Raw genomic sequence first — 26,228 nt, 5'->3', positions numbered from 1 at the left:
TGATGTCGGCCTTTCTTCTTACTGAGGCTTACTTGCTGTCTGGCAACGCGTAAGCAATCACGTAATCACCACGGTCTGGTGACTGACGTGCACCACCTGCGGAGATCAGGATGTACTGTTTGCCATTTTTCGGCGAAACGTAGCTGATTGGGCCACCCTGGCTGCCGACTGGCAGACGAGCTTTCCATACTTCTTTACCGGTTGAGCTATCGAAGGCGCGCAGATAGTAATCCTGCGTACCGGCGATGAACACCAGGCCACCCTGAGTTGCCAAGGTGCCACCCAGCGTTGGCATACCGATTGGCATTTGTGCGCGCATCTTGATACCGAATGGACCGGTATCCTGCACGGTACCGACTGGCACCTGCCATACGATCTGACGGGTTTTCATGTCGATAGCTGACAGCGTACCAAAGGGTGGTGCCTGGCACGGAATACCCAGTGGAGACATGAAGCGGTTTTTGTTAACAGCGTAAGGGGTACCTTTCAGCGGAACTGCGCCCATACCGGTGTTGATCGCTTCACCGCCGTTGCTGGCAGCAGACTTAGTGGTGTCCTGAGGAATCATCTGTACCCACAGGCCCAGACGCATGTCGTTAACAAACATGTACTGGTTGTTCGGGTCAAACGAGATGCTGCCCCAGTTCATACCACCCAGTGAACCTGGGAAGCTGAGTGATTTGTCAGTGTCCGGAACAGTGAACAGTCCATCGTAACGCATGCCTTTAAAGGCAATACGGCACACCAATTGGTCGAACGGCGTCGCGCCCCACATGTCAGACTCGGTCAGCTTCTGGTTGCCGATGTTAGGCATTTCCACTGAGTGCGGCTGTGTTTTGGTGTACTGCTCGTTCGGGATATGGCCCTGCGGCATTGGCTGCTCTTCAACTTTCGTCAAAGGCTTGCCGGTCAGGCGATCCAACACCCAAATCATACCGGTTTTTGCACCGATAACGACGGCTGGCTTAGTGGTGCCATCCTTCATCGGGAAGTCAACCAGGCTCGGCTGCATTGGGAGGTCGAAGTCCCACAGATCGTTATGTACGGTCTGATAAACCCATTTTTGCTTGCCGGTAGTCGCATCCAGCGCCAGAATTGATGCGCCGTAGGTGTGATCCAGTTTGGTACGATTCGCACCCCACAGATCCACAGACGAGCTACCCATTGGCAGGAACACAGTGTTCATCGCCGGGTCGTATGACATCGGTGCCCATGAGTTCGGGGTACTACGGGTGTAGTCTTTGCCCGGCATCAGGATGGCATTCGGGTCATCGTTACCTGGGTCAAACGCCCAACGCATCTGACCGGTGATGACGTCAAAGCCGCGCAGTACGCCGCCAGGCATATCGGTCTGGACGTTATCCGCCACACGACCACCCACCACTACGGTGGTGCCGGCCAGCTGTGGTGCAGACGTCAGCTGATACTGTGGATCGGGCGCTTTACCCAGACCTTTTTTCAGGTCAACCACACCGTGGTCGCCGAAGTCTTCACAGAATTCACCGTTGTCAGCATTGATGGCAATCAGACGCGCATCAATGGTGTTCATTAGAATACGACGCTGACAGGTATCACCTGCCGCCAGAGCTGGCGCAGGAACCGGCGTTGAGCCAGGCTGTGTTGGCTGCTGTACGGGTTTGGTCGCATCGAAATACGCCAGACCACGGCAGCGGTTCCACACTTCTGCCTGTGCGTTGATTTCACGCTTCCAGATCTGCTTGCCAGTATCCGCTGCAACCGCAATCACGTTGTTGTGCGGGGTGCAAAGGTACAGGGTGTTGCCTACCTGCAGTGGCGTTTCCTGATCTTCCGCGCCGTTACCGGTTGGGCTGATCGGGGTATCGCCAGTGTGGAAGGTCCATGCAACCTGCAGGTCTTTTACGTTGTCACGGGTGATCTGGTCGATCGCCGCGAAACGGTCACCTTCAGGCGTGCGGCCGTAGCTGCTCCAGTCCTGCTGTGGTTTAGACTTGTCCACCGGAATCAGCGGCAGCTGTTTGCCTTCGAAAGCGACGGTTGGGTGCGGCTGGAACATCTGCACGAAAGTTGCCACCATGCCAACAGCGATAACTGCTGAAAGGACATAGGAAACTTTCGCCAGAGAGCTTTTGCCTTCACGCTTACGCAGCGCTGGCCAGGTCAGGAACGCCAGCAGCATCAGGCCTGCAGGCACCATCAGGCGTGAAACCAGCTGCCAGAAGTGGAAGCCCGCATCAAACAGCGCCCAAATCAGGGTGCCAACGAAGACCAGAATGAATAAGGTCACGGCGGATGATTTGCGACGGAAGAACTGAACCGCCGACAGCAACATCACAATACCGGAAATGAGGAAGTACCAGCTGCCGCCCAGAGCGACCAACTTGCCACCGCCGATCGCGAAGAACAGACCGACAGCCAGCAGGACCAGCCCGAACAATACAGACCAGATACTCAACCCTTTGCAGGGACGAGCGGAATTTTCTGCCATAACAAAAACTCTCCTGAAAAAATAACGCGCTGGTGCCGGCTAACAAGCTGTAGCCAGTAGCAATGCTCCTGCCAACGATGGGGGACAGGAACCAAACCGTTACGCTTTATTTTATATCTATTGGTACGGGTGCAATGCCCGTCATTCGGCGCTTGTGAGCAAGGACACATCGCAGGTGAGAGTGATTCTCGCTACAAGGCGGCAGGATTGTACCACCTGGTTCATTAGAAAGTGAACATCCATAACGAAGGAGTTACTGCGTAATAGCATTTTTGCTACAAAACCAGTCATAAGTTATTAATAAATATGAGGCTGAATCAAAGTGTAATTTTTGATGTTAAGGCGATATGTCAGGGATGATGAGCTTATCGTGCGGCATCAGGGCGAAAAAAAAGGGCCCGTTTGGGCCCTCTTCACTTTAACGCTTATTCTTTTTCAGATGCGACATCAGTCGCTGGCGTTTGCGCTGCTGCGTCGGTGTCAGCAGGTTACGTTTGCCCGCGTACGGGTTGTCGCCTTCTTTAAACTGAATGCGAATCGGTGTGCCCATCACGTTGAGTGAGCGACGGAAGTAGTTCATCAGGTAACGTTTGTAGGAATCTGGCAGATCCTTCACCTGATTACCGTGAATCACCACGATCGGCGGGTTATAACCACCAGCATGGGCATACTTCAACTTCACGCGGCGACCACGCACCAGCGGCGGCTGATGGTCGTCAGAAGCCATGGTCATGATGCGCGTCAGCATCGCGGTGCCGACACGTTTGGTTGAGCAGTCGTAAGCTTCGGTCACGGATTCGAACAGGTTACCTACGCCACTGCCGTGCAGCGCCGAGATAAAGTGAATGCGCGCGAAATCGATAAAGCCCAGACGGAAGTCCAGCATCTCTTTCACTTCGTCACGCGCTTCCTGGGTCATGCCATCCCACTTGTTGACCACGATCACCAATGAGCGACCGCTGTTCAGGATAAAGCCGAGCAGTGACAGATCCTGATCGGAAATGCCTTCACGTGCATCAATCACCAGCATCACCACGTTGGCATCTTCAATGGCCTGCAGCGTTTTGATGACAGAGAATTTTTCTACGGTTTCGGTGATTTTTCCGCGTTTACGCACACCGGCGGTATCAATCAACACATACTCGCGCTCATCACGTTCCATTGGAATGTAGATGCTGTCACGCGTGGTGCCCGGCATATCGAAGACCACAACGCGGTCTTCACCCAGGATGCGGTTAGTCAGCGTTGACTTGCCGACGTTAGGACGGCCAACGATAGCCAGCTTGATCGGCAAGGTGGTCGGGTCGAAGTTTTCTTCTTCCTCTTCCGCCAACGCCTTCTCGTCCTCTTCTTCTTCTAACGCGGCCCAGTAAGCGGCGTTTTCTTCTTCTTCCGTCAACTCCACTTCCGGAACGGCTTCTTCCATCCATGGCAGCAACGCAGCTTCAAGCAGGTTGTTCACACCGCGACCGTGCGAGGCCGCAATCGGATGAATGTCACCCAAGCCCAGCGCATAGAAATCCAGCACGGCAGCATCAGGATCGAGACCGTCAGTTTTGTTCGCGACCAGGAAGGTGGCTTTTTCGCGCGAACGTAGGTGATTGGCGATCTGTTGATCGGCCGGCATCACACCCGCACGCGCATCCACCAGGAACAGCACCACATCCGCTTCTTCAATCGCCAGCAGCGATTGTTCTGCCATGCGGTTTTCGACGCCTTCCTCGGTGCCATCAATACCGCCGGTATCAATAACAATGAATTCGCGCCCTTCCACTTCGGCGCGACCATATTTGCGATCGCGAGTCAGTCCAGGAAAATCCGCTACCAGCGCATCACGAGTGCGCGTTAAGCGGTTAAATAGCGTAGATTTTCCCACATTGGGACGCCCAACCAGCGCGACCACAGGTACCATAACACTTGCCTCAGTTTTAAAAATAAATCGCCCGAATGGCGTGATTATAACGACATTTGCCAGAAGGCGTCAGGCTGAAGGCGCTAAGAATACCATGCCTGACTAAAAACGAAACGGCCCCTGACGAATCAGGAGCCGTATTAGCGAGCAGGAAGCCGGTTCCTGCAAAGCCCAATCTTAACGAGTGATGGCGTAAACTTCGCCGCCCTTCGCCTGGATCAGCAGCTTGTCACCGGCAACCACCGGGTCAGTCTGGAAGCCATCGCTGTCCAGTTTCTGCTGCGCAACAAAGCGCCCGTCAAGGGTGTTAATCCAGTGCACATAACCTTCGCTATCGCCAACCACCAGATAACCGTTAAACAGCACTGGTGAAGTCAGGTTGCGATGCAGCAGATCGCTCTGGCGCCAGATGGCCACGCCACCGTCGGCATTGAGCGCAATCACGCGGTCATCCTGATCGACCAGGTAAATACGACCCGCATCAACCACCATGTCTTTCACGCCGCCGATTTCGCGTTTCCACAGAATCTGGCCTGAACGCAGTTCCAGCGCGGTCAGATTACCGTTGTAAGCCAGCGCATAGATCACACCGTTAACCACAACCGGCGTCGTATCCACATCGCTCAGACGATCAATCTCTGTGGCGCCACTTGGTTGCGAAATACGCTGCTGCCAAATCAACTGCCCCTGGTTCATGATTACTGCACTCACGCGGCCATTGTCACCACCGACAATCGCACCACCGAATGCCACAGTCGGTGCAGATTCACCGCGCAGTGACAGCGCAGGCATATCGAGGTTGACGCTCCATTTGATCGCGCCAGTACTCTGGTCCAGCCCCTGCAACATACCGTTGCTGGTGTGGATCAGTACCAGGCCATCACTCACAACTGGACGCGACATCGCTTCACCGGCGACTTTCGTCTGCCAGGCGATGCTGCCATCGTTATTGTTCAGTGCAAAGACCTGGCCGCGCTCGCTGCCGATATAAATGCGATCGCTGGTAGCGGTAATGCCGCCAGAGAGAAGAGCTGAGATGTTTTTCGAGAAGAAACCGGTTTTCTCAGAGAGATCGACTTTCCATTTCTCTTTACCGTTGCTGGCATCCAGGGCTTTCACTACGCCAAAGCGGTCGGCCGCATAGACGGTACCGTCCTGCCAGGCTGGATGCAGATTGGAATAGAAATCGCCAACGCCATCACCCACCGAGGTGCTCCAGGCCGTCTGTGGCGTAAACTGGTTTTCCACTTTCGGCAGCGGAGCCATTTTTACTACATCTTCTTCGCCGCTGAACAGCGAGCAACCGCTGAGCAGAGTGACTGAAATCAGCCCTGGCAGCAGGTATTTACGTAATTCCATGTGCGCTCTCTTGACTGGCTTAACTTAAGTTATTCATCTTCATCTGCAGCATTTGCTTCAACGCAGGAGAGGCCTGCGATTCAGCACCTTTGCTCCAGGCATCACGTGCGCCCTGCTTGTCGCCTTTGCTCAGCAGTGCTTCGCCACGAATGTCCGCAATAATGGCTGTCCAGCCATCACCCTTAACATTGTTAAGAGTTGAAAGTGCGGCATCGGCCTGATTTTGCTGCAGTTGAATGCGTGCCAGACGCAGGTTAATCACCGCCTGCAGGTTGGCATCTTTGGTATCTTTCAGCCCGCTCTGAAGCAGCGTAATGGCTTTATCTAACTGATTTGCTTCAACGTACTGTTTCGCTAAATCGAGCGAAGCCAGTGCGCCATAAGTGTTGTTATTTTCATTGGCAAAGGCGGCAACCGCTTCCAGCGTTTGCGGCTTATCCGCCTGCATCGCAGTGGTCAGTTGTTGATACTGTGCCGACGCAGCTTTATCCGCACCATCCTGATGACTGGTCCAGAAACGCCAGCCACCCAGTGCAGCAATGCCGATGATCACACCCACAGCCAGCGCTTTGCCGTTGTTCGCAAAGAACTGACGCAGTGCGTCAACCTGTTCGTTTTCGTTGCTGTAAACTTCCACGCAATCCCTCTCCTTTAAATGGCTGTTGCAGTGCTGCGTTTACTGCAGCAGCGTGCGCAATGTCGCAGCGGCTTCGCTTTGGGCAACGGTTTGCTGATCGCCTGTGCTCAGGTTTTTAATCACGACCTGGCCCGCTTTCACTTCGTCTTCACCCAGCACCAGCGCAATGCGTGCGCCCCACTTGTCTGCACGGCCAAACTGCTTCTTGAAGTTACCACCACCGAAGTTGGTCATCAGCTTCAGCGCCGGATCTGCATCACGCAGTTTTTCCGCCAATTGCATCGCAGCGGACTGAACGCCCTGCCCCGAAGCGATAACATAGACATCAACAATGCGCGTCGGTTCAAATTCTGGATTAACCGCCTGGACCAGCAATACCAAACGCTCAAGACCCATGGCAAAACCGACCGCTGGCGTAGCGCGACCACCCAGCTGTTCAACCAGACCATCGTAGCGTCCACCGGCACACACGGTGCCCTGTGAACCTAAGCTGTTGGTCACCCACTCAAACACGGTGCGGTTGTAGTAATCGAGGCCACGCACCAGACGCTGGTTCACGGTGTAAGCGATACCCGCGTCATCCAGCAGGCTGCACAGCCCGTCGAAGTGCGCGCGTGAGTCTTTATCGAGATATTCATTCAGCGTCGGCGCATCGTTGAGTAACAGTTGGATGTCAGGGTTTTTGCTGTCGAGTACGCGCAGCGGATTGCTGTACATACGACGTTTGCAATCTTCATCCAGTTTATCTTTGTGCTGCTCAAGGAAGGCCACCAGTGCGTCGCGGTAGTTCGCGCGCGCTTCCAGTGATCCAATAGAGTTGAGTTCGAGACTCACGTGTTCAGCGATACCTAACGCTTTCCACCAGCGTGCGGTCATCATAATCAGTTCAGCATCGATGTCCGGGCCTTGCAGACCAAACACTTCCGCACCAATCTGATGGAACTGGCGGTAACGACCTTTCTGCGGACGTTCGTAGCGGAACATCGGACCGATGTACCACAGACGCTGTTCCTGATTGTACAGCAGACCATGCTCAATACCGGCGCGCACGCAGCCCGCGGTGCCTTCCGGACGCAGGGTCAGGCTTTCACCGTTGCGGTCGTCAAAGGTATACATCTCCTTTTCAACCACATCGGTGACTTCACCGATAGCGCGTTTAAATAGCGGGGTCTGCTCTACAATCGGCAAACGGATTTCGCTAAAGCCATAACTGGCCAGCACCTGCTTCAGGGTGCCCTCAATACGCTGCCAAATCGCAGTATCCGCCGGCAGGTAGTCGTTCATCCCACGGATCGCTTGAATATTCTTCGCCACGTTAGAATCTCTTAATACAAAAAAACCTGTCCGGCATCATACCTTATGAGGATGAAACCGCACAGGTTCAATCACAAACCGGCACGCGGCGGGCGCGCACCGTCCCTTATTTTTCCAGCTGCTGCACGTTAATGCGGCGGCTTTCATCCAGCATGCTGGCCTTGGCACGAATACGTGCTTCCAGCTGGTCGATCATATTGTCGTTATCGAGGCGATCGCGCTGACGCACACCGTCCTCGTAGAAACCACTTTTACGGCTACCGCCCGTCACGCCCATGGTCGAAACAGTGGCTTCGCCAGGACCGTTCACCACACAACCGATAATCGAGATATCCATTGGCGTGATGATGTCTTCGAGACGTTCTTCCAACGCATTCACCGTCCCAATCACATCAAATTCCTGACGTGAACAGGTTGGGCAGGCAATAAAGTTGATACCGCGTGATCGAATGCGCAGCGATTTCAGAATGTCGTAACCGACCTTGACTTCTTCCACCGGATCCGCCGCCAGCGAGATGCGCAGCGTATCGCCGATCCCTTCTGCCAGCAGCAAGCCCAGGCCAATCGCTGATTTTACTGAACCGGCGCGCGCGCCACCCGCTTCGGTAATACCGAGATGCAGTGGCTGATCGATGGCTTTTGCCAGCAGGCGATAAGATTCAACGGCCAGGAACACGTCAGAAGCTTTTACGCTCACTTTGAACTGATCAAAGTTGAGGCGATCGAGGTGATCAACATGGCGCATCGCGGATTCGAGCAGCGCCTGTGGCGTTGGCTCACCGTATTTTTCCTGCAGATCTTTTTCCAGTGAACCGGCATTTACGCCGATACGGATAGGGATGTTGTAATGACGGGCACAATCCACGACCTGGCGGATACGCTCATTGTTGCCGATATTGCCGGGGTTGATGCGCAGGCAGTCGACGCCATATTCGGCGACTTTCAGTGCGATACGATAGTCAAAATGAATGTCCGCCACCAGCGGCACATTGACCTGTTGCTTAATCAGTTTGAACGCTTCCGCCGCATCCATGGTCGGAACAGAGACGCGCACGATATCGACACCGACACGCTCAAGCTGGCGAATCTGGTTAACCGTGGCGTCCACATCCGTGGTGCGGGTGTTGGTCATTGACTGAACGGCAATGGGCGCACCATCACCAACCGGCACCTTGCCGACGTAAATCCGTGTTGATTTGCGACGGATAATGGGTGCTTCGTTATGCATATTCTCTCTCCACAATTACCCGGAAAGCGCGCTGCGCGTTATTGCGCACCCAGCGTCAGACGGGCAACCTGGTTATTACGGATAAAACGACTTAAATCAACGGGCTGATTCTGATATTGCACATCAACCGCACTCGGAGCGCCAATTTTCAGACGATACGGAGCCGTTCCGGACAAGCTGAGCTTACCGCCGCTACGTTGCAATCCGCTGAACAGCTTCTTGCCAGTAGCGTCGGTGACCTCCAGCCAGCAGTCGGCTTTGAAATTCATCACCACCGCATTTGGGTCACCCGCTGGCTGGCTTACCGCCGCGTTGCTGGTCGGCATTTGACCTGCTGGTACACTGTTGGCAGGTGCCGGAGAGGTGGCTGCTGGCGGTGCGTTATCGATCGGTGCCTGGCTCGGTGAAACCACGGCGTTATCGCTGCTGGTCGCAGGCGCAGTGGTGTTGGCAGCCGAAGCCGCGTTGTTGCTGGTACTCGGTGTCGCAACCGCACCTGCACCGTTATCCACCGGCGTACCGGCGGCATTGGTATCACTGTCAGTCGCGCTGTCAGTGCTGTTTTCACCCAGCGGAATAGACTGACTGTTATCGCTGCTGCTGCCATTCTGGTCGGCCATTGAGACCAGATCGGCCTGCGAGGCTTTATGGTTTTGCCACCACCACGCGCCGGTCAGACCAATGACCACAAAAATCACCAGCCAGGTGAAAATCATCAGCCAGCCATCACGCTTTTTACGGCGCTTACCTAACGAGAAGCTCTGCATTGGCTCAATTTTGGCCGCGCGCACGGGAGCCTGCTTCGCCATCATCGGCAACAGGTCATCTTCCGGCACATGCACCAGACGAGCATAAGAACGAATGTAACCGCGCAAGAACGTCGAAGCTAAATCAGCTGGCGACTTATCCTCTTCAATGTCTCGTACGGTAGAAAGTTTCAGGCACAGGCGTTCAGCGACATTTTGCTGAGTCAGCCCCATCTGCTCACGGGCCAGACGCAGGCGTTCACCTGTGGAATGTACTGCAGAATTCTCTTGAGTGGCTTCAGTATTCATTAGCTAAATAACGCTGGTACTGTATCGATTGTGGAAAACTTCGCGCCAACCGGTCGCCATAACGTGTAACGTCAGCAGCGTTTCCCTGTTGCGCGGCGAAACGTATTTGTAACCACTGGCTCTCTGCCGTTGCGGGCAAACGCTGGTGGTACACTTCTAATAGCAGCGGAACCGCCATGCGATCCTGCTGTTCAAGCCGCCTTTCCACTTCCAGAAGCAGTTGACTGCCCTGCTCCGGTGCGGCAATCAGCGCGTTGCTCAAAGACTCGCGCGCTGAGGCACTCTCTCCAGCCTGCAGGTAACAATAGCCCGAAAACAGAAATGCATCCTGACGAGCTTCGATTTCCTGTGCAGCCATCGCCAGCTTAAACTGTTGATGCGCTTCGCCATACTGCCTTAAACCGCAAAGAAACGCACCGTAATTGTTAGCGATGTAGCCATTCGCTGGCGCTAACTGCTGGGCGCGTTGGTAGTGCCAATGGGTCTGCGCGCTATTCTGCTGCGCCTGTGCCAGCCGCGCAAGCGCCAACGGCACACGATAATCTTGCGGTGCGGCCCGCTCAGCGCGTAATAAATTACGCTGTGCTGCAGCAAAATCTTTCACCGCCAGGTAGTGCAACCCTAGCTGTAGCCTGATATCCGCAGCGCCTTGCTGGACCGGTGGATTGACACAACCGGTTACAACAAAGCCCGCCAACAACACTGCCGATAATCCTTTGTGCATTTCAGTCTCTCCCTCTGACATTGAGAGGAGAGACTGGCACGGCTTACGCCCGGTGGGTATCACCAGGCGCCGTGTTTCAGAGCGCCTTCACAGAGATGGTTTCACCGGCCATTTTCTTACGCAAGGTGCGCTTGGTACGGTCGATAACGTCACCCGCTAACTGACCACAAGCCGCATCAATATCGTCGCCACGCGTTTTACGCACGATAGTGGTAAACCCATAATCCATCAGCACTTTGGAGAAACGATCGATACGGCTGTTGGAGCTACGGCCATATGGCGCGCCCGGGAACGGGTTCCATGGGATCAGGTTAATCTTGCACGGCGTCTCTTTCAGCAGTGCAGCCAGCTCATGCGCGTTGTCGGTGCTGTCATTGATGTGATCCAGCATCACGTACTCGATGGTCACGCGGCCCTGATTGGCGTTCGATTTCCCAATGTAGCGTTTAACCGCCGCGAGGAAGGTTTCGATGTTGTACTTTTTGTTGATCGGCACAATTTCGTCACGAATCGCATCGTTCGGTGCGTGCAGCGAAATCGCCAGTGCCACGTCGATCATATCGCCCAGCTTATCCAGTGCCGGCACGACACCCGAGGTAGACAGCGTCACGCGACGTTTTGACAGACCAAAACCGAAATCATCCAGCATGATGTCCATTGCTGGCACCACGTTGTTCAGGTTGAGCAACGGCTCGCCCATGCCCATCATCACCACGTTGGTGATCGGACGCTGGCCGGTAATTTTCGCCGCGCCGATAATTTTCGCCGCGCGCCATACCTGACCAATGATTTCGGAAACACGCAGGTTACGGTTGAAGCCCTGCTGCGCAGTCGAACAGAATTTGCACTCCAGCGCACAGCCTACCTGTGAAGAGACACACAGCGTTGCACGGTCAGCTTCCGGGATATACACGGTTTCGACCAGCTGATCGCCCACGCGAATCGCCCACTTGATAGTGCCATCGCTGGAACGCATCTCTTCCGCTACTTCCGGCGCACGGATTTCAGCGCGCTGCATCAATTTGCCACGCAGCACTTTGTTGATGTCAGTCATCTGCTCGAAATCATCGCAGCAGTAGTGGTACATCCACTTCATGACCTGATCGGCGCGGAACGGCTTTTCACCCATCTCTAAAAAGAATTCGCGCATCTGCTGACGGTTAAGATCCAGCAGGTTAATTTTTTCGTTTTTTGGGGAAACAACCACGGGGGAAGCGGACGACGGCGTCACAATCTGTTCGGACATAATGTTCTCTGGCCTCGTTGTTACACGTTACGGCTCTGGTTAAGAATAGGAAAAAAATAACGCCCTCGCTGAGCCAGGCTCAACAAGGGCGCATTATTGTACTACATCTGCTGCATGATGCCAGGGGAACGACTTTACCGATGATGAAAAGGTGTAAAGTCGTTTATCCGCATTGGCAGCAACGCACTTAGCGAGTGCGTGGGCAGACTTCGTTCTCTGCGAAGAAGTATGCGATTTCGCGTGCAGCAGATTCAGCTGAGTCAGAACCGTGGGTTGCGTTCTCAGTGAAGCTGTCAGCGTAGTCAGCACGCAGAGTACCGGCCAGTGCGTTGTCTGGGTTGGTTGCACCCATCAGATCACGGTGACGCTGAACGGCATTTTCGCCTTCCAGAACAGAAACAACTACTGGACCAGAAGTCATGAACTCAACCAGACCATCGAAGAATGGACGGCCTTTGTGCTCAGCGTAGAAGCCTTCAGCCTGCTCTTTGGTCAGGTGCAGCATTTTTGCGCCAACGATTTTGAAGCCTGCGCTTTCGAAACGGTTGTAGATAGCACCAATCACGTTCTTAGCGACGGCGTTTGGTTTAACGATAGAGAAAGTACGTTCGATTGCCATGATGACCTCTAGTTAGCATCCTGAAGAAACCGGGAATTCGCTCCCGGTAAGAAAACGCGCCGATTATAGGGACATCATCGGGCGTTGCCTATTGCCGATTGGTGGAATTATCGAAAATAATTGATTTTTGTCGGGGCGAACACGCGCAAAATCTGGCTTGCGCGGATATCTAACCCCGAATAAATGAGACGGATGCCAGTTGGCCCGCCTCATCCATCACCACCAGTTGATACTGGCCCGGTTCGCTGAGCACCAGCGCCGCACTGTTTTGTTCTGCCTTCTGTTCCACCGGTTGCCCGTTCAAAAACCACCAGCGCTGCGCCCCCTTTCCGCCCTGAACGGCCACCGGCAGCACCAATACCACTTTGCCTGGCAGCGGCTGCACACGCTGCCCCTCAATCACGCCGGTGATCAAGAGCGGTGGCGCGCTGCCCTGATTTAAGGGTGGGCAGCGAGGATCAACAGGCGGCAGGCGCTGCTGGCGGCGTTCCGCCATCGGCAACCAGGGTTCCAGCGGCAGTGGCCACATCAAACGTTCGTGACTCTGCGCCTCAGGGCAATCTGCCGCCACGCGTAAGCCCTGCGGGTTGATCCAATAACGCTGACGTAAACCATTCACCCCTTCCTGACCGGGTGCCAACAGTGTCGGCGGCACGGTTTGATTCAGTATCCAGCTTTGACGGCGCTGGCGGCAATTTTCGTCGCCCTGCGGCAAAGGTTGTCCTACGGGCCAGCAAATGCTCATGGCGCTGACGCTTTTCGGCCGTGGGTCGCGCGGTACGCCGTGCAGCGGCATATGCCCCGCCAGCAGGTTGTTAACCTGATTCATCACCGGTACCGCAGAGGCAAAGCCAAACTGCCCGGCAACCGGCGTGGCATCGGGCCTGCCAACCCATACGCCGATTAAATAGCGCGGCGTGATGCCAATCGTCCAGGCATCGCGATAGCCGTAACTGGTGCCGGTTTTCCAGGCCAGTGGTGCAATATCAGGAATGGCCGCGGATGGCAGCGCTTCGCCGGCCAGAATACGTCGCACAATCCAGGCAGCGCCCGGCGAAAGCAATGACCGCTCTTGTAATCGCTGATTGGGCAACCAGCGCAGCTGGGCGGCATTCCCCTGACGGGCAAAAGCGCTATAAGCCGCCACGATGTCATCGAGCCGCGCGCCCGTGCCGCCGAGCACCAGCGACAGATTCGGTTCAGATCCTGCCGGAAAGCGCAGGTTCAGGCCGACATTGCGCAGACGCGCCGCCACCGTTTTCGGGCCAAGCGCGTCCAGCAGTTGCACCGCTGGCAGGTTCAGTGAACGCTCCAGCGCCTCGCTGGCACTTACCGGACCGTGAAAACCGGAGTCAAAGTTTCCGGGGCGATAATCACCGAAACGGCGCGGCACATCCTGCAGCAGTGATTCACCGTGGATCAGGCCATCATCCAGCGCCATGCCATAAACAAAAGGTTTCAGCACCGATCCGGGCGATCGCACGCTGGAGATCATATCGACATGGCCAAAGCGACTGTCGTCATTGAATGACACCGAGCCAATATAGCCACGCACTTTCATATCCTGATGATCCACTACCAGCAGCGCCAGCGAGGTGCGTGGCGGCAACTGGGTTTTCATCGCTGACGCCAGACTCTCCAGTTCGCGCTGCAGCGACACATCGATGGTCGAGGTAATTTTGTTGTCGGGAGAGAGCGACAGCAGGCGGCGTGCCAGCAACGGTGCCATTTGCGGCGTTTGTCGCGGCGGCAACCAGATCGCTTCCTGTTTAATATCCGCCACATCCTGCGCCGACCACACCTGATATTCTGCCAGTCGATCCAGCACTTTATTGCGCGCCGCTTCCGCACGTTGCGGCCAGCGGTCCGGGCGCAGACGGCTCGGGGCCTGTGGCAGCACGGCGAGCAACGCTGCTTCACCTTTGGTGAGCTGAGATGGCGGCTTACCCAGCCACATCCAACTTGCTGCGCCAATGCCTTCCACCGTGCCGCCAAACGGCGCACGATTAAGATAGAGTGTGAGAATGTCACGCTTGGATAAATGCCACTCCAGCTGTAGCGCTCGCCAGGCCTGAACCAACTTACCACGCAGCGTACGCGGTTGTGGGTCGATCAATCGCGCTACCTGCATCGTTAGCGTGCTGCCGCCTGACACAATGCCGTGATGCAGCAGGTTTTGCCCGATGGCACGCACAATCGCCATCGGATTGATGCCGGGATGGTGCCAGAACCAGCGATCTTCGTAAGTGAGCAGCGCCTGAATATATTCGGGCGAGACCTCCTCCAGCGTCACCGGATAGCGCCAGACGCCTTGCTTGTCGGCAAAGCGCCACAGCGGCGTGCCATCCTCCGCGACCACCACGCGTGCAGGTTGCACTTCCTGCAGCGGCAGGGGATCGAGTCGATCCAGTAGCCATATACCGACGAGCATCAGCAGTAAAAAAAGCGGCAGCCAGCGCCACCGCTTCAGTGCATGACCTTTTTTCATTACCGCTTAGCGCACATTCAGTTTTTCCGGCGTGATGCCAATCGCGCGCCACTCCGGCACATACATTGATTCGACCTGCGGAGGCGGCAGACGATAGCTACCCGGCGTCACCGCGCGTGCCAGATACAGCAGCGTGACTGGTGTGTAGCCATCCAGCGCCAGTGCCGCAACGAAGCGGTCATCACGGAACTCAATGTGTTTGATGTTGGCTTGCTGCATATCCATCATGCTCTCTTTCAGCGCATCGGCACTGTCGCCCAGACTGGCGCTGCTATCGCTCAGGTTCTGGTTTTCCAGTTCCAGTCCTGCAGGCAGTAAATCCACCACCAGCGCATCGCTCACCCGCTCGCTGGCCGTCACTTTCAACCGCACCACCAGCAATTCACCACTTTTCAGGTTGGTGAGGTCAGCTGGCTTACCGTCGAGGGTGAAATACTCGCGGGTGATCTTCAGCACGTTGCTGATTGGCGACGGTGCTGTTTGCGGATAACCCACCACATTGAGCGTGCCGTAAAGCGGCGAATTATTGTCGCTTTTCACCGACAAGCCCTGGCGTAGCTGATCTTCGCTGATGCCCATATTGAGCGTCTGATTGCTGCTCAGCGGCTCACTTCTGCCCTGCAATGTGGCTTGCCACTGTTCACCTTTGTGCTGCTGCAAGGTGCGAGCGGCGAGGAACAGCGCATTGTTTTCCTGGGTGGAGAACCAGCGCTGACCATGTACCGCTTTCGCCAGATCAATCAGTAATGGTCCCTGCATATCGGGCAGCAGTTGGTTTTCAGTGATGAGCGCAACAATCAGCGCGCGGTCACGCACCGGGCTGCCGTAATCACCCAACCAGCTGTTGGGTTTGCGCTCCAGCCCTATGCCCTGTGCCAGCGCCAACTGCGCACGCTGTTGATCACCCATCAGTTTCAGCGCCACACCCAGTTGCACCAGCGCCAGACCTGATTTTGCCTGCTCACGCTTGTCGTACAGTGCACGCAATGCACCGAGCGGCGCCTGTTGCTGTCTTGCTAATACCAGCCCGGCGTAAGCTTGCACACTGAAACGCAATCCATCGGCATCGCTGCTCCAGCTGGTTTCTATTTGTGCCGGGTCCTGCAGATAGCGCAGCAAGCGTTCATCGGCGCGGCTGATCACCCCTTCCGGCACGCTGTAGCCCGCTTCACTGGCACGCAGCAGGAAATCGGTGACGTAAGCCGTCAACCAGAACTCCTCCTGACTCTCTTTGCTCCACAAGCCAAAGCTGCCATTACCACGCTGCATACCTGCCAGGCGCGCAATACCGGTTGCGATCGACGCCCGGCGCACCTCGTCGGTGCTGGTTTTGATACCCAGCGCATCCAGCTGTGCTTTGTTGGTGAACACCGATGGCCAGATGCCGCTGGCGGTCTGCTCAAGGCAGCCGTAAGGATAGGCATACAGCTGGCTAATAAAGCTGGCAATATTCAGCGGCGGTCGATTGCTGAGCGACAGCTGCCCGGTCAGCGTATCCTTTTGCAGGCCGCTAAAGGCACTCGCCACCACCTGCCAGCTTTGGCCAGTTTGCATCACATTGTCGAAACTCAGGGTTTGGGCTGGATAAGCCGGGCGTACGCCGATGGTCCATTTACGCTCGCTGGGCGCCAGGTTTTCACCGGGCAGAGTCATGCCAGAGACCTTGACCTGCACCGCCCCCTCACCGAAAGCGCCCTGCGCTTTAACCGGGATTTGCAAGGTCGTGCGCGCACCTTTCGCCAGTTGCACGCTGGAAGTGACAGTGCCGTTCAGGGCGATCAGACCCTGCGTTGTTACGTCGACTTTTAGCGTCTGCGGCTGATCGGTCAGGTTGGTGAGATCGAGCGCCAGCGTTGACTGGTCACCGCTGGCCATAAAGCGCGGCGTTGCCAGTTCACTGATGAGCGGCGCGGCCACCACCATTTTACGCTCCGCTGAGCCGAAGCTGTCTGCGCTCCATACCTGCGTCATCAAGCGTAACTCGCCATTAAAGGCCGGAATCGGGAGATCGATGGTGCCTTCGCCGTTGGCATCCAGCGTGACTGGCTGCAACTGTTGTGCGACGATCTGCACATCGGTGACCGGCTTTTTACCGCCTCGCGACAGCGCATCGGCATCATCGCCGTCACCACCAAAGCGCAGTGCCGCCAGCTTGCCACCGCCTTCGATGAGCTGACCATAGACATCATATTGATCGGCGTTGTAACGCTTACGGCCAAAGAACGCGTCCCATGGATTTGGCGTTTTGTAATCAGTGATGCTCAACACGCCGCTGTCCACCGCTGACAGCAAGACCTGAACCTGCTTAGGTAACTCGCCGCCTTCACGGCTGGCTTTCACCTTCACTTTGACTGTCTGCTCAGGGCGGATTTTTTCAGGCGCATCCATCGCCAGATTGAGACGTCGCGCTTCGGTCGCCATCGGCAAATGCAGCAGCCCCACTGCCCTTTTCGGCGTGGAGCCGTTGGCTTTATCGCCGTCACGCACCACGATGGCGCTGAGATAGAGATCGTGACGCTTCCAGCTCTCATTAATCGGTACATCAATGGTCGTGCCACCGGCAGGAACGTCGAGCGGCTGCCACCACAGCGTTCCGCTGCTGGATTCCACCATCAGATACCCTTTACCGGCAGCCGGTGATTCCACCTGTACTTTAGCGGTATCACCCGGTTGGTAGGCGCTTTTATCAATTTTCAGTTTGACCTGATCGGGACGTAACGCACCGGTGCCATCAGTGTTGTCCTGCCACCAGTAGCCCGCATTAAAGCGCACGCTACTGACAATGTTCTCTCCCGCATGCACCTCCAGACGATAGGTGCCCCACTCCACCGGGAAGCTGATTTTCTGGCTGCCGCCCGCGGCAATAGTGATGCGCTGCTCGTCTTCCTGCAGATCTTTTTGGTCATAACGCGACTGCCAACCTTCGCTGTCTGAGAAGCTCCAGAAGTAGTCACGGCGTTCGTGGATCAGGCGCACATCCAGATCCTGCGCCGCCAGTTTTTCGCCTTGCGGGTTGGCATACACCACATCAAATTCCGCCAGGCCGTTTTCAGGTACAGTCGGCTCATCGCGGTAACGATCGGTGCGATAGTCATAAACTGACTCACTGTTAAACAGTGGACGGATACCCGGCAGTGCAGGCGCGGGCCAGATCGATTGAGTCGCGCGACGTGTCACCGGACGCCCACCGGTTTCCAGCAGGCTGGCTTGCAGTATCAGGTTGAGCGGCGAATGACTTTCTGCCCAGCTGCTTTCCACGTTGAGCTGCAGTTTGCCGCTCTCATCCAGCTTTTCATCAACGTCATCGAGACTGCGTTTCAGATCTTCAGTGATATCGCCAAATTGATAGCCTGGCAGCGCTACCACAGCTTCACGCGCCGGGCGCAGGAACAGTTGCCCCTGCAACTCATTACCCGCCGCTGGAGCGCCATACAGATAACGGCCTTCAACATCAAAGGTCACTGAGGCGTCCGGTGCCAGCGGCTGTTCGCTGTTGCTCAATGCCAGCGCCATACGTTCTGGCAGGAAATCTTCGACATGGAACGACCAGTTGCGCGGCTGGTTATCACCGCTGTTGATGCGCAGCGTCCATTCACCGGTCATGGCTGAAGCTGGAAGAGCAAAGCGCTGCTGGTACACACCGTTCTCCGGCTGCCAGACAAAGGTCTGGGTGACTTCACCATTAGGCTGCACCACTTCGGCTTTGACCGGTTGTGGCGGCAACGGCTTGCCATCGGCATCACGCAGCAGCGCATTAACGATCACCGTTTCACCGGGGCGATAGAGATCGCGCGGGCCGAACAGGAAGAACTGCTTGTCATAACCCTGCGGACCATCAATCGGGAATTCGGCGAGATCCAACGCCGGACGATTGAGATCGATCAGAGAGGTTTGCCCTTTCTGCGTTGCCAGCAGCAACTTGCCTTTGGCGTTGGCGGGCAGGCGCAGATGGCCATTGCTGTCACTGGTGCCACTCGCCAGCTGTTGGCCTTTCTCGTCCAGCAGTTGCACATTGACGTCATCTAGCGGTGCGCCATTGGCGAGGCTTTGCGTAAAGAGTTCCAGTTGATCCGGGAAGCTATGCAGCGATAAACCAATGTCACTGAGCGTAAACAGGGTTGCTGGCTGTGTGTAATTGTAGGTTCCGGCCTGTTTCATCACCGCCAGATAAACACCGGGCTGCTTGAGCGCATCCACATCGCTGAGCGGCAGCTGCATCTTCTCACGCGTGTTGCGGGCCGGATTGAGATCAAAACGTCCACTGTAGACCAGATCGGCATTTTTCAGTAAATCGCGTGATTCCCAGTACGACAGGTTATTACCGTAATTCCACAGGGCGAGAAAATCGGCCAGTACGGCGCTTTTCACCCGGAAGAAATCGACATCAATGTTGTTCACATTGAGTGCCAGCACCGGTAATCCCTGCGTCAGGCGCAGCGGCAGCAGTGATCCCCGGCTGGCGAAACCCACCATCGGCTGGATATCGCGGGTAGTCAGCGTCTGGCTGAAAGGGCTGGATAAGGTACTGCCATCGGCGGCCTTGAGGCCGGCATCGACGGTCACTGTTAATTTGCGCGACGGTTCAGGATGGCGGAAGCGTAGCGCCTTGCCATTTTGCGCCAGTTCCCAGCCGCCATCGACCTTACCGCTTTTCTCATCGCTGATATGGACCCGCGCGTTCAAGTCCTGTTTGCTATCGATGGCAGTATTGAAACTCAGCACCAGTGCTGATGCGCCATCCAGTTGCAGCTCGGAAAGGTCGATCACCGAGATCGTTTTCGCCGCATTTTGCACCACAGGCGTATCCTCAGCCTGCGCAGGCAGCAAAGCGCCGCCCAATAGTGTTCCGCCGATCAGCACGCTGAGCAGCAGTCGATTAACGCGTTTTGCCATGGTAAGTCCCTCACCAGCCCCAAAGGTTAAAATAGTGTGCTGCGCAATTTCACATCAACCTACTCACTTTAGCAACGATACCCTTGAGATAGCGTTCACATTCCCGGACACTGGTCCTTTCCGTTTTCTGATGATTGAGAAGAGGTTGTTGCGATGACAGCTCCCCTGTTTGTCTCTGCCGATTGGTTAAAAGAGCATTACACCGATGAAACGTTGCAGGTATTAGATGCGCGCATGTTGCCGCCAGGTCAGGAAGCGGTGCGTGATATCCAGGCGGAATATCTGGCAGGGCATTTGCCCGATGCGCCTTATTTCAATATCGAAGCTTTGTCCGATCACACCAGCGCTTACCCGCATATGATGCCGCGCCCGGAAGCTTTTGCCGTGGCGATGCGCGAACTGGGTGTTAATCAGGATAAACACCTGGTGGTGTATGACGAGGGCAACCTGTTCTCTGCACCCCGCGCATGGTGGATGTTGCGCGCCTTTGGCTGCGTCAATGTGTCGATTCTGGCGGGCGGTTTGCAGGGCTGGAAAGCGGCAGGCTTTGATGTCGCTTCAGGCCCAGTCAACCTGCAGGAAGGCGAGTTCGAAGCTCATTACGATCAGGGGCTGGTGAAACGCCTGACCGATGTGTTGTTGATCAGCCATGAAGGCGGCGCGCAGATCGTTGATGCCCGAGCGGCTAACCGCTTTAACGCAGAAGTGGATGAACCGCGTCCGGGCCTGCTGCGCGGGCACATCCCGAATAGCTTGAATATGCCGTGGAACAATCTTGTGGCGAACGGCGAGCTGAAACCGGCGGCTGAACTGCGCGATTTGTTTGAAAAAGCCGGCATTAAATTGGATCAGCCCATTATCGCCAGCTGCGGTTCGGGTGTAACGGCGGTGGTGGTGATTCTGGCACTAACCTCGCTGGGCGTGCGTGACGTCACCCTGTATGACGGATCCTGGGGCGAATGGGGTAGCCGCGACGATTTACCGATTGAGAAATAAAGTTTAGCTAGCCGATTAAACTGCTGAGCATGGCAATGAAGGGGGTTGCAGAACAAACTTCTGAGCCTGCTAATGATGATTTGACTACCGCGCAATAAATTGCGCCGCTACCCGATAAGTGCGATCTGTAGCGGCGCGATCAGATAAGTGCGATCCGTAGCGGCGCGATTTATCGCGCGTATCTTAAGCCGGACAATGGCTGTCAGATGCGCAATAAATTGCACCGCAGCTAGCGATGTTTAGATAATCCGCTGACTGCCTTTGAAGTCGCGCAGGAAACTCCCCCAGCGACGTTCATAAAATGGCGTGATGTGCGCGGTAAAGAAGTGGCTGACGCCTTTCTCGTCGACCACCACTTCGCAGATATCAATCGGTGCGTCATCCGCCAGCGTATCGGTTGCCACGCTGCCTGCCGCCTGAATAATCTCATCGATATTGCTATCGGCTTCGATACCGATCAGTAGATTCGGCTCTTCCATAGCATTCTCACGAATGCTGGCGATGTAAGCACGACGCACCTGTTTATATTTAGCAAATAGCTGCGTCAGAGAATCAATCATCTGCGCGGGCGGTTCAGCCACTTCCGACAGAAGCAGGGCATGGCCGCCTTCCAACACCGTTTGCTGACTCAGCGCACTGCCCTCTTCACCGATCAGATGGGCGATTTCACCTGGCGAAAACTCTTTACCCGCCGGTAATTTGGGATTGAGGAACAAGCTCTCACCCAGGGTCATTTCAAACAGCGTGCGCGCGGGCAGGCGCAGATAAGGCTGCTCTTCTTTAATTGCTTCGCCCATCGCCTCTTCTGAGGTGAAGAACGGGATAACGCTGCCGCCACCCTCTTTTTCCCAATGCAGCAATTCCACGGGCGAAGTGGCATCAAACTGCTCTGCAGGACTTTCACCTGGCACCCAAATGTCAGATTCCAGCAGCAGTTGAAAGAATTCCGGACGGTGCGCAGGCTCAGTGGCGGCCAGCTTTAGCACCTCTTCAAGACGATTGCTCATTTATCAAGTTCCAAAAAAACGGCAAGCTCATGCATGAGGTTTGCCGCTTAAGCGCTGTTCGGTCGCCATCAATGACGACCCTACACAATACTGATGAAGGATGCACATCAACGACGACCTGACGTAGGTTGCACATCAATGGCGACCAGACGAAAGGTGCATGCACATCAATGGCGGCCTGACGTGGGTTACACATCTCTCTGCGACCTGACTTAGGGTTCGCATTGATGCGCGCCGGTTTTACTTCAGCAGCAGATTGGCTATAGTGCGCACACCCAGACCGGTGGCACCCGCTGACCACTGATCCACCGCGCTTTTACGGTAAGTGGCAGAACAGTCAATGTGCAGCCAACCCTGCTGATACTTGCTAACGAAGTAAGAGAGGAACGCCGCCGCGCTGCTGGCGCCTGCTGCATGCGCAGGGCTGGCAATGTTGTTCAAATCGGCAAAGTTTGACGGCAGATGGCTGCGATGGAACTCCGCCAGCGGCAGACGCCAGAAGGCTTCGTTTTCACCAGTTGAACTGCCCAGCAGAGATTCCGCCAGTACATCGTCAAAGGTAAACAGGGCGTGATAATCGTTGCCCAGCGCCGTTTTCGCGGCACCGGTCAGGGTCGCGGCATCGATCAGCAGTTCAGGATTTTGCTCGCTGGCATCAATCAGGCCATCAGCCAGCACCAGGCGCCCTTCCGCATCGGTGTTCATCACTTCCACGGTTTTACCGTTACGATAGCGGATGATGTCGCCGAGACGGAACGCGTTACCGCTCACCATGTTGTCAGCACAGCACAGGAACAGCTTCACACGTTTGGTCAGGCCACGCGCAATCGCCAGCGCCAGCGCGCCAGTTACCGTTGCCGCACCGCCCATATCGGATTTCATCGAATCCATAAACGCGCTCTGCTTCAGGCTGTAACCACCGGTATCAAAGGTGATGCCTTTTCCGACCAGACAAGCGTATACCGGCGCATTTTCATCGCCGGTGGGGTTGAAGTCGAGCGCCAGCAGCACAGGTGCGCGGGTTGAACCACGGCCCACGGTGTGAATACCGGCATAACCCTGCTCACGCAGATCTTCGCCTTTAGTGATGCGATAACTCACTGCGTCACCGCCCACTTCGCTGATCAGATCGATCGCGCTGTGCGCCAGTTGTTCCGGACTCAGATCTTCCGCTGGAAGGTTAATGGTGTCGCGCACCCAGTCAACGATCTTCAGACGACGATCAAATTCAGTTTGATCGTTTTCGCTTAATGCTGGCCACTCTACCTGGCGCTTGCCTTTCGGGCTGCGATAGCCTTGCCAGAATGCCCAGCACTTCTCTAAATCCCACTCTTCGCCGCTCAGGGCAACGTGGCGAATCCCCTGACCGTCCAGCTTACGCCCCGCGCGCTGGATGCTCATCAGCGCATCGGCGCCAGTCAGGTGAAGGGTCATGCCACTTTCAGTGCTGCTCAGCAGTGCTTTTTCACCCCAGCGCGCATCGGCGGCCTGGGAGCTGAGCGTAATTGTCATCGGTTGTGTTGTCATCGCGTGGCTCCGTTTGCGTTAGGTGTCACCTTACGCCAGAACCGACGCAAGGGGTGCATGAATTAGCGGGACGTGGCGGGCGTTAATGCCCGTAAACGGCTTACCGCTTTATTGACCAGCTCAATGGCATAGTCAATTTCCTCTTCGGTAGTGAAGCGTCCCAGCGAGAAGCGCAGCGAGCTGTGTGCCAGCTCCTGCTCAACCCCCATGGCGCGCAGTACATAAGAGGGTTCGAGACTGGCCGAGGTACAGGCAGAACCGGACGACAGCGCCAGATCTTTCAGCGCCATAATCAGTGATTCGCCATCGACCTGAGCAAAACTGAGGTTGAGGATATTCGGTGCACCCTGCTCAAGCGAACCGTTAATATTCACATTCTCTAACTGGCTGATGCCGTGCCACAGTCGCTGGCGCATGGCTGCGAGACGCGCCATTTCACTGCTCATCTCTTCACGTGCAACGCGATACGCTTCGCCCATGCCCACGATTTGATGCACCGGCAAGGTTCCGGATCGCATACCGCGTTCATGACCGCCGCCGTGCATCTGCGCATCGATCTGTAATTTAGGTTTACGACGCACCCACAGCGCACCAATGCCTTTCGGACCGTAGATTTTATGCGCTGAAAACGACATCAGATCCACCGGCAGTGCCGCAACATCAATCGGCAATTTGCCGACGCTTTGGGTGGCATCAACATGAAACAGGATGTCACGCGCGCGGCACAAGGCTCCGAGCGCGGCGATATCCTGAATCACGCCGGTTTCGTTGTTCACATGCATCAGGGAAACCAGCACCGTGTCATCGCGCAGTGCGGCTTCCAGCATCGCAGGCGTGACAATGCCATCGCTGCCGGGTTGCAGATAGGTGACGTCGAAGCCTTCACGCTCCAGTTGCTGGCAGCTATCGAGCACTGCTTTGTGCTCAGTTTGACTGGTAATAATGTGTTTGCCGCGCGCCTGATGGAATTGAGCCGCGCCTTTAATGGCGAGGTTATCAGCTTCGGTGGCACCGGAAGTAAAAACGATTTCACGCGGATCGGCATTGACCAGCTCTGCAATCTGATTGCGCGCCACATCAACGGCTTCTTCTGCCTGCCAGCCAAAACGGTGAGAACGGGAAGCGGGGTTACCGAAGGTGCCATCCAAAGTAAGAAACTGCATCATTTTGGTGGCGACACGCGGATCGGCAGGCGTTGTCGCTGCGTAATCCAGGTAGATCGGTAATTTCATTGCGCTAAAACTCCGTATAAAAAATCATACGTCTTTATAGCACGATTCAGCCCCGGCTGTGTGAACAGCAAGGGCTGAAGGGGAGCGGATTAAGCACGCAGATTAACGTTGATGGTTTCCTGCATACGATGCTGCTGGAAGCGGCGAGTGTCGTTCATGTTCTGACGATCTGCCACATCCAGGATTTCCTGGTTGTTTACCAGTTCAGCCAGCGTGATGTTGTTGAGGAATTCGCTGATACGTTCGCTCAGGTCACGCCACAGGACGTGAGTCAGGCAGCGCTCGCCACCCTGGCAGCCTTCTTTGCCCTGGCACTTGGTGGCATCAACAGATTCGTCAACCGCCGTGATCACCGCGCCAACGGCAATCGCGCCAGCATCTTTACCTAACAGATAACCGCCACCTGGACCACGAACGCTGGCCACTAAACCGTGCTTACGCAGACGTGAGAATAACTGCTCCAGATAGGAGAGCGAAATGCCCTGACGCTCAGAAATGTCAGCCAGCGGCACCGGGCCCTCGTTTGAGTGCAGTGCAACGTCCAGCATAGCGGTTACGGCATAACGTCCTTTGGATGTCAGTCTCATAGCATACAACCTCGTAAGCGTCCGTCCGGGTATCGGCGGGCTATCTGATGAATTGACGCCAGTCTGCCATTCCTGAGTAAAACGGTCAACTATTTAACCAAGTAATTTACTCAACTATTTAACCAACTGTTTTACTCAACTATTACCCTTATTACCTTTAGGCTTTTGGAACGAAGCCAGCATACCCCGCAGGATATTGAGTTCATCACGTTCCGGACGCGCGCGGGTGTAGAGACGGCGCAGTTTGCTCATCACCTGACTCGGGGTGCCTTCGCGGATAAAGCCGCTCTCCAGCATCATCTTCTCAATGTGTTGATAGAAGCGCTCCAGATCGTCCACCAAAGGATAAGGGGATTCTTCTTCTTGCGGTTGTGGGCTGGCTTTCTCCTGCGCATCCAGCCATGCCATACGCACTTCGTAAGCAATGATCTGCACTGCCATCGCCAGGTTTAGCGAGCTGTATTCCGGATTTGCCTGAATGGCGACGTGATAGTGGCACTTCTGCAACTCTTCGTTGGTCAGGCCCACACGTTCACGACCAAACACCAGTGCAACCGGTGCCTGCTGGCCCTCTTCCACGCTTTTGATACCGCATTCACGCGAATCCAGCATCGGCCAGGGCAGCGATCGGGAACGCGCGCTGGTGCCGACAACCAGGCTACAGCCCGCAATCGCTTCGTCCAGCGTATCCACGATTTTTGCATCGCCAATTACATCGCTGGCGCCGGCGGCAAGAGAGATGGCCTGCGAGTCAGGTTTGACCAGCGGGTTGACCAGATAAAGATTGGTTAAGCCCATGGTTTTCATGGCGCGAGCAACAGAGCCCATGTTGCCAGTGTGCGAGGTTTCAACCAGTACGATTCGGATATTTTGCAGCATAATAGTGAGCGGTGAGAAAATGATGGCGCGTAGCCTAGCATAAAAGCAGGACATTTGC

General features: G+C 55.6%; 18 protein-coding genes. 1 reads left to right on the top strand and 17 read right to left on the bottom strand.

Features of this window, described 5'->3' with window-relative positions:
* Positions 1–28 precede the first annotated feature (28 nt).
* From QMZ65_RS04020 to QMZ65_RS03965, 12 genes are all read right to left on the bottom strand, one after another.
* Positions 29–2,467 (bottom strand): glucose/quinate/shikimate family membrane-bound PQQ-dependent dehydrogenase, encoded by a 2,439-nt coding sequence (locus QMZ65_RS04020; protein ID WP_097118604.1) that lies wholly within the window; start codon positions 2,465–2,467, stop codon positions 29–31.
* A 418-nt stretch (positions 2,468–2,885) separates the two neighbouring features.
* A complete protein-coding gene (gene der, locus QMZ65_RS04015; RefSeq protein ID WP_034825679.1) occupies positions 2,886–4,379 on the bottom strand; it encodes a ribosome biogenesis GTPase Der in 1,494 nt (497 codons plus the stop codon).
* Positions 4,380–4,556: 177 nt separating this feature from the next.
* Positions 4,557–5,738, bottom strand: coding sequence for an outer membrane protein assembly factor BamB (gene bamB, locus QMZ65_RS04010; protein WP_097118605.1), 1,182 nt, complete (start codon positions 5,736–5,738; stop codon positions 4,557–4,559).
* Positions 5,739–5,757: 19 nt separating this feature from the next.
* On the bottom strand, positions 5,758–6,375 hold the full coding sequence (locus QMZ65_RS04005; RefSeq protein WP_045814917.1) for a YfgM family protein: 618 nt from the start codon (positions 6,373–6,375) through the stop codon (positions 5,758–5,760).
* Between the two features lie 39 nt (positions 6,376–6,414).
* A complete protein-coding gene (gene hisS / locus QMZ65_RS04000) occupies positions 6,415–7,689 on the bottom strand; it encodes a histidine--tRNA ligase (protein ID WP_283215474.1) in 1,275 nt (424 codons plus the stop codon).
* A 106-nt stretch (positions 7,690–7,795) separates the two neighbouring features.
* A complete protein-coding gene (gene ispG / locus QMZ65_RS03995) occupies positions 7,796–8,917 on the bottom strand; it encodes a flavodoxin-dependent (E)-4-hydroxy-3-methylbut-2-enyl-diphosphate synthase (RefSeq protein WP_034825671.1) in 1,122 nt (373 codons plus the stop codon).
* A 38-nt stretch (positions 8,918–8,955) separates the two neighbouring features.
* On the bottom strand, positions 8,956–9,972 hold the full coding sequence (gene rodZ / locus QMZ65_RS03990) for a cytoskeleton protein RodZ (protein WP_038645413.1): 1,017 nt from the start codon (positions 9,970–9,972) through the stop codon (positions 8,956–8,958).
* Complete coding sequence (gene pilW / locus QMZ65_RS03985) at positions 9,962–10,696, bottom strand: type IV pilus biogenesis/stability protein PilW (protein WP_097118608.1); 735 nt, start codon at positions 10,694–10,696, stop codon at positions 9,962–9,964. The genes rodZ and pilW overlap by 11 nt, the downstream gene beginning before the upstream one ends.
* Before the next feature lie 76 nt (positions 10,697–10,772).
* Positions 10,773–11,942 (bottom strand): dual-specificity RNA methyltransferase RlmN, encoded by a 1,170-nt coding sequence (gene rlmN / locus QMZ65_RS03980; RefSeq protein WP_034825665.1) that lies wholly within the window; start codon positions 11,940–11,942, stop codon positions 10,773–10,775.
* 187 nt (positions 11,943–12,129) lie between these two features.
* Positions 12,130–12,561 carry a nucleoside-diphosphate kinase gene (ndk, locus tag QMZ65_RS03975; RefSeq protein ID WP_007884899.1) on the bottom strand — a complete coding sequence of 144 codons (432 nt, stop codon included), beginning with the start codon at positions 12,559–12,561 and terminating at the stop codon, positions 12,130–12,132.
* A gap of 169 nt (positions 12,562–12,730) precedes the next feature.
* A complete protein-coding gene (gene pbpC / locus QMZ65_RS03970) occupies positions 12,731–15,049 on the bottom strand; it encodes a peptidoglycan glycosyltransferase PbpC (RefSeq protein WP_283215473.1) in 2,319 nt (772 codons plus the stop codon).
* A gap of 6 nt (positions 15,050–15,055) precedes the next feature.
* Positions 15,056–19,942 (bottom strand): alpha-2-macroglobulin family protein, encoded by a 4,887-nt coding sequence (locus tag QMZ65_RS03965; protein WP_283215472.1) that lies wholly within the window; start codon positions 19,940–19,942, stop codon positions 15,056–15,058.
* 153 nt (positions 19,943–20,095) lie between these two features.
* Here QMZ65_RS03965 and sseA point away from each other — a divergent pair, with 153 nt between their 5' ends.
* Positions 20,096–20,938, top strand: coding sequence for a 3-mercaptopyruvate sulfurtransferase (gene sseA / locus QMZ65_RS03960; protein ID WP_283215471.1), 843 nt, complete (start codon positions 20,096–20,098; stop codon positions 20,936–20,938).
* Positions 20,939–21,177: 239 nt separating this feature from the next.
* Here the strand turns inward: sseA and sseB are convergent, their stop codons facing one another.
* The 5 genes from sseB to trmJ form a co-directional block, all read right to left on the bottom strand.
* Entirely contained in the window at positions 21,178–21,945 is a 768-nt protein-coding gene (gene sseB / locus QMZ65_RS03955; protein WP_058959145.1) for an enhanced serine sensitivity protein SseB, read from the bottom strand.
* 240 nt (positions 21,946–22,185) lie between these two features.
* Positions 22,186–23,472 carry an aminopeptidase PepB gene (gene pepB / locus QMZ65_RS03950; RefSeq protein WP_283215470.1) on the bottom strand — a complete coding sequence of 429 codons (1,287 nt, stop codon included), beginning with the start codon at positions 23,470–23,472 and terminating at the stop codon, positions 22,186–22,188.
* Between the two features lie 62 nt (positions 23,473–23,534).
* Positions 23,535–24,704: an IscS subfamily cysteine desulfurase gene (locus QMZ65_RS03945; protein WP_058959147.1), complete on the bottom strand. Its 1,170-nt coding sequence runs from the start codon at positions 24,702–24,704 to the stop codon at positions 23,535–23,537.
* 89 nt (positions 24,705–24,793) lie between these two features.
* Positions 24,794–25,291, bottom strand: coding sequence for a Fe-S cluster assembly transcriptional regulator IscR (iscR, locus tag QMZ65_RS03940; RefSeq protein ID WP_034825654.1), 498 nt, complete (start codon positions 25,289–25,291; stop codon positions 24,794–24,796).
* A gap of 135 nt (positions 25,292–25,426) precedes the next feature.
* Complete coding sequence (gene trmJ, locus QMZ65_RS03935) at positions 25,427–26,170, bottom strand: tRNA (cytosine(32)/uridine(32)-2'-O)-methyltransferase TrmJ (protein ID WP_058959199.1); 744 nt, start codon at positions 26,168–26,170, stop codon at positions 25,427–25,429.
* Positions 26,171–26,228: the final 58 nt, after the last annotated feature.

The sequence above is a fragment of the Pantoea sp. EABMAA-21 genome, assembly GCF_030053335.1.
Lineage (GTDB): Bacteria > Pseudomonadota > Gammaproteobacteria > Enterobacterales > Enterobacteriaceae > Pantoea > Pantoea communis.
Note: the sequence above shows the minus strand (reverse complement) of the source record. Positions and strands in the feature narration are given on the sequence as shown.

Bases quoted from the DNA above. Each gene is read 5' to 3' on its own strand.
- pepB (WP_283215470.1), bottom strand. From the start codon at position 23,472: ATGACAACACAACCGATGACAATTACGCTCAGCTCCCAGGCCGCCGAT.
- QMZ65_RS03965 (WP_283215472.1), bottom strand. From the start codon at position 19,942: ATGGCAAAACGCGTTAATCGACTGCTGCTCAGCGTGCTGATCGGCGGA.
- sseB (WP_058959145.1), bottom strand. From the start codon at position 21,945: ATGAGCAATCGTCTTGAAGAGGTGCTAAAGCTGGCCGCCACTGAGCCT.
- iscR (WP_034825654.1), bottom strand. From the start codon at position 25,291: ATGAGACTGACATCCAAAGGACGTTATGCCGTAACCGCTATGCTGGAC.
- rlmN (WP_034825665.1), bottom strand. From the start codon at position 11,942: ATGTCCGAACAGATTGTGACGCCGTCGTCCGCTTCCCCCGTGGTTGTT.
- sseA (WP_283215471.1), top strand. From the start codon at position 20,096: ATGACAGCTCCCCTGTTTGTCTCTGCCGATTGGTTAAAAGAGCATTAC.
- pbpC (WP_283215473.1), bottom strand. From the start codon at position 15,049: ATGAAAAAAGGTCATGCACTGAAGCGGTGGCGCTGGCTGCCGCTTTTT.
- trmJ (WP_058959199.1), bottom strand. From the start codon at position 26,170: ATGCTGCAAAATATCCGAATCGTACTGGTTGAAACCTCGCACACTGGC.
- QMZ65_RS04020 (WP_097118604.1), bottom strand. From the start codon at position 2,467: ATGGCAGAAAATTCCGCTCGTCCCTGCAAAGGGTTGAGTATCTGGTCT.
- rodZ (WP_038645413.1), bottom strand. From the start codon at position 9,972: ATGAATACTGAAGCCACTCAAGAGAATTCTGCAGTACATTCCACAGGT.
- QMZ65_RS03945 (WP_058959147.1), bottom strand. From the start codon at position 24,704: ATGAAATTACCGATCTACCTGGATTACGCAGCGACAACGCCTGCCGAT.
- ndk (WP_007884899.1), bottom strand. From the start codon at position 12,561: ATGGCAATCGAACGTACTTTCTCTATCGTTAAACCAAACGCCGTCGCT.
- ispG (WP_034825671.1), bottom strand. From the start codon at position 8,917: ATGCATAACGAAGCACCCATTATCCGTCGCAAATCAACACGGATTTAC.
- bamB (WP_097118605.1), bottom strand. From the start codon at position 5,738: ATGGAATTACGTAAATACCTGCTGCCAGGGCTGATTTCAGTCACTCTG.
- pilW (WP_097118608.1), bottom strand. From the start codon at position 10,696: ATGCACAAAGGATTATCGGCAGTGTTGTTGGCGGGCTTTGTTGTAACC.
- der (WP_034825679.1), bottom strand. From the start codon at position 4,379: ATGGTACCTGTGGTCGCGCTGGTTGGGCGTCCCAATGTGGGAAAATCT.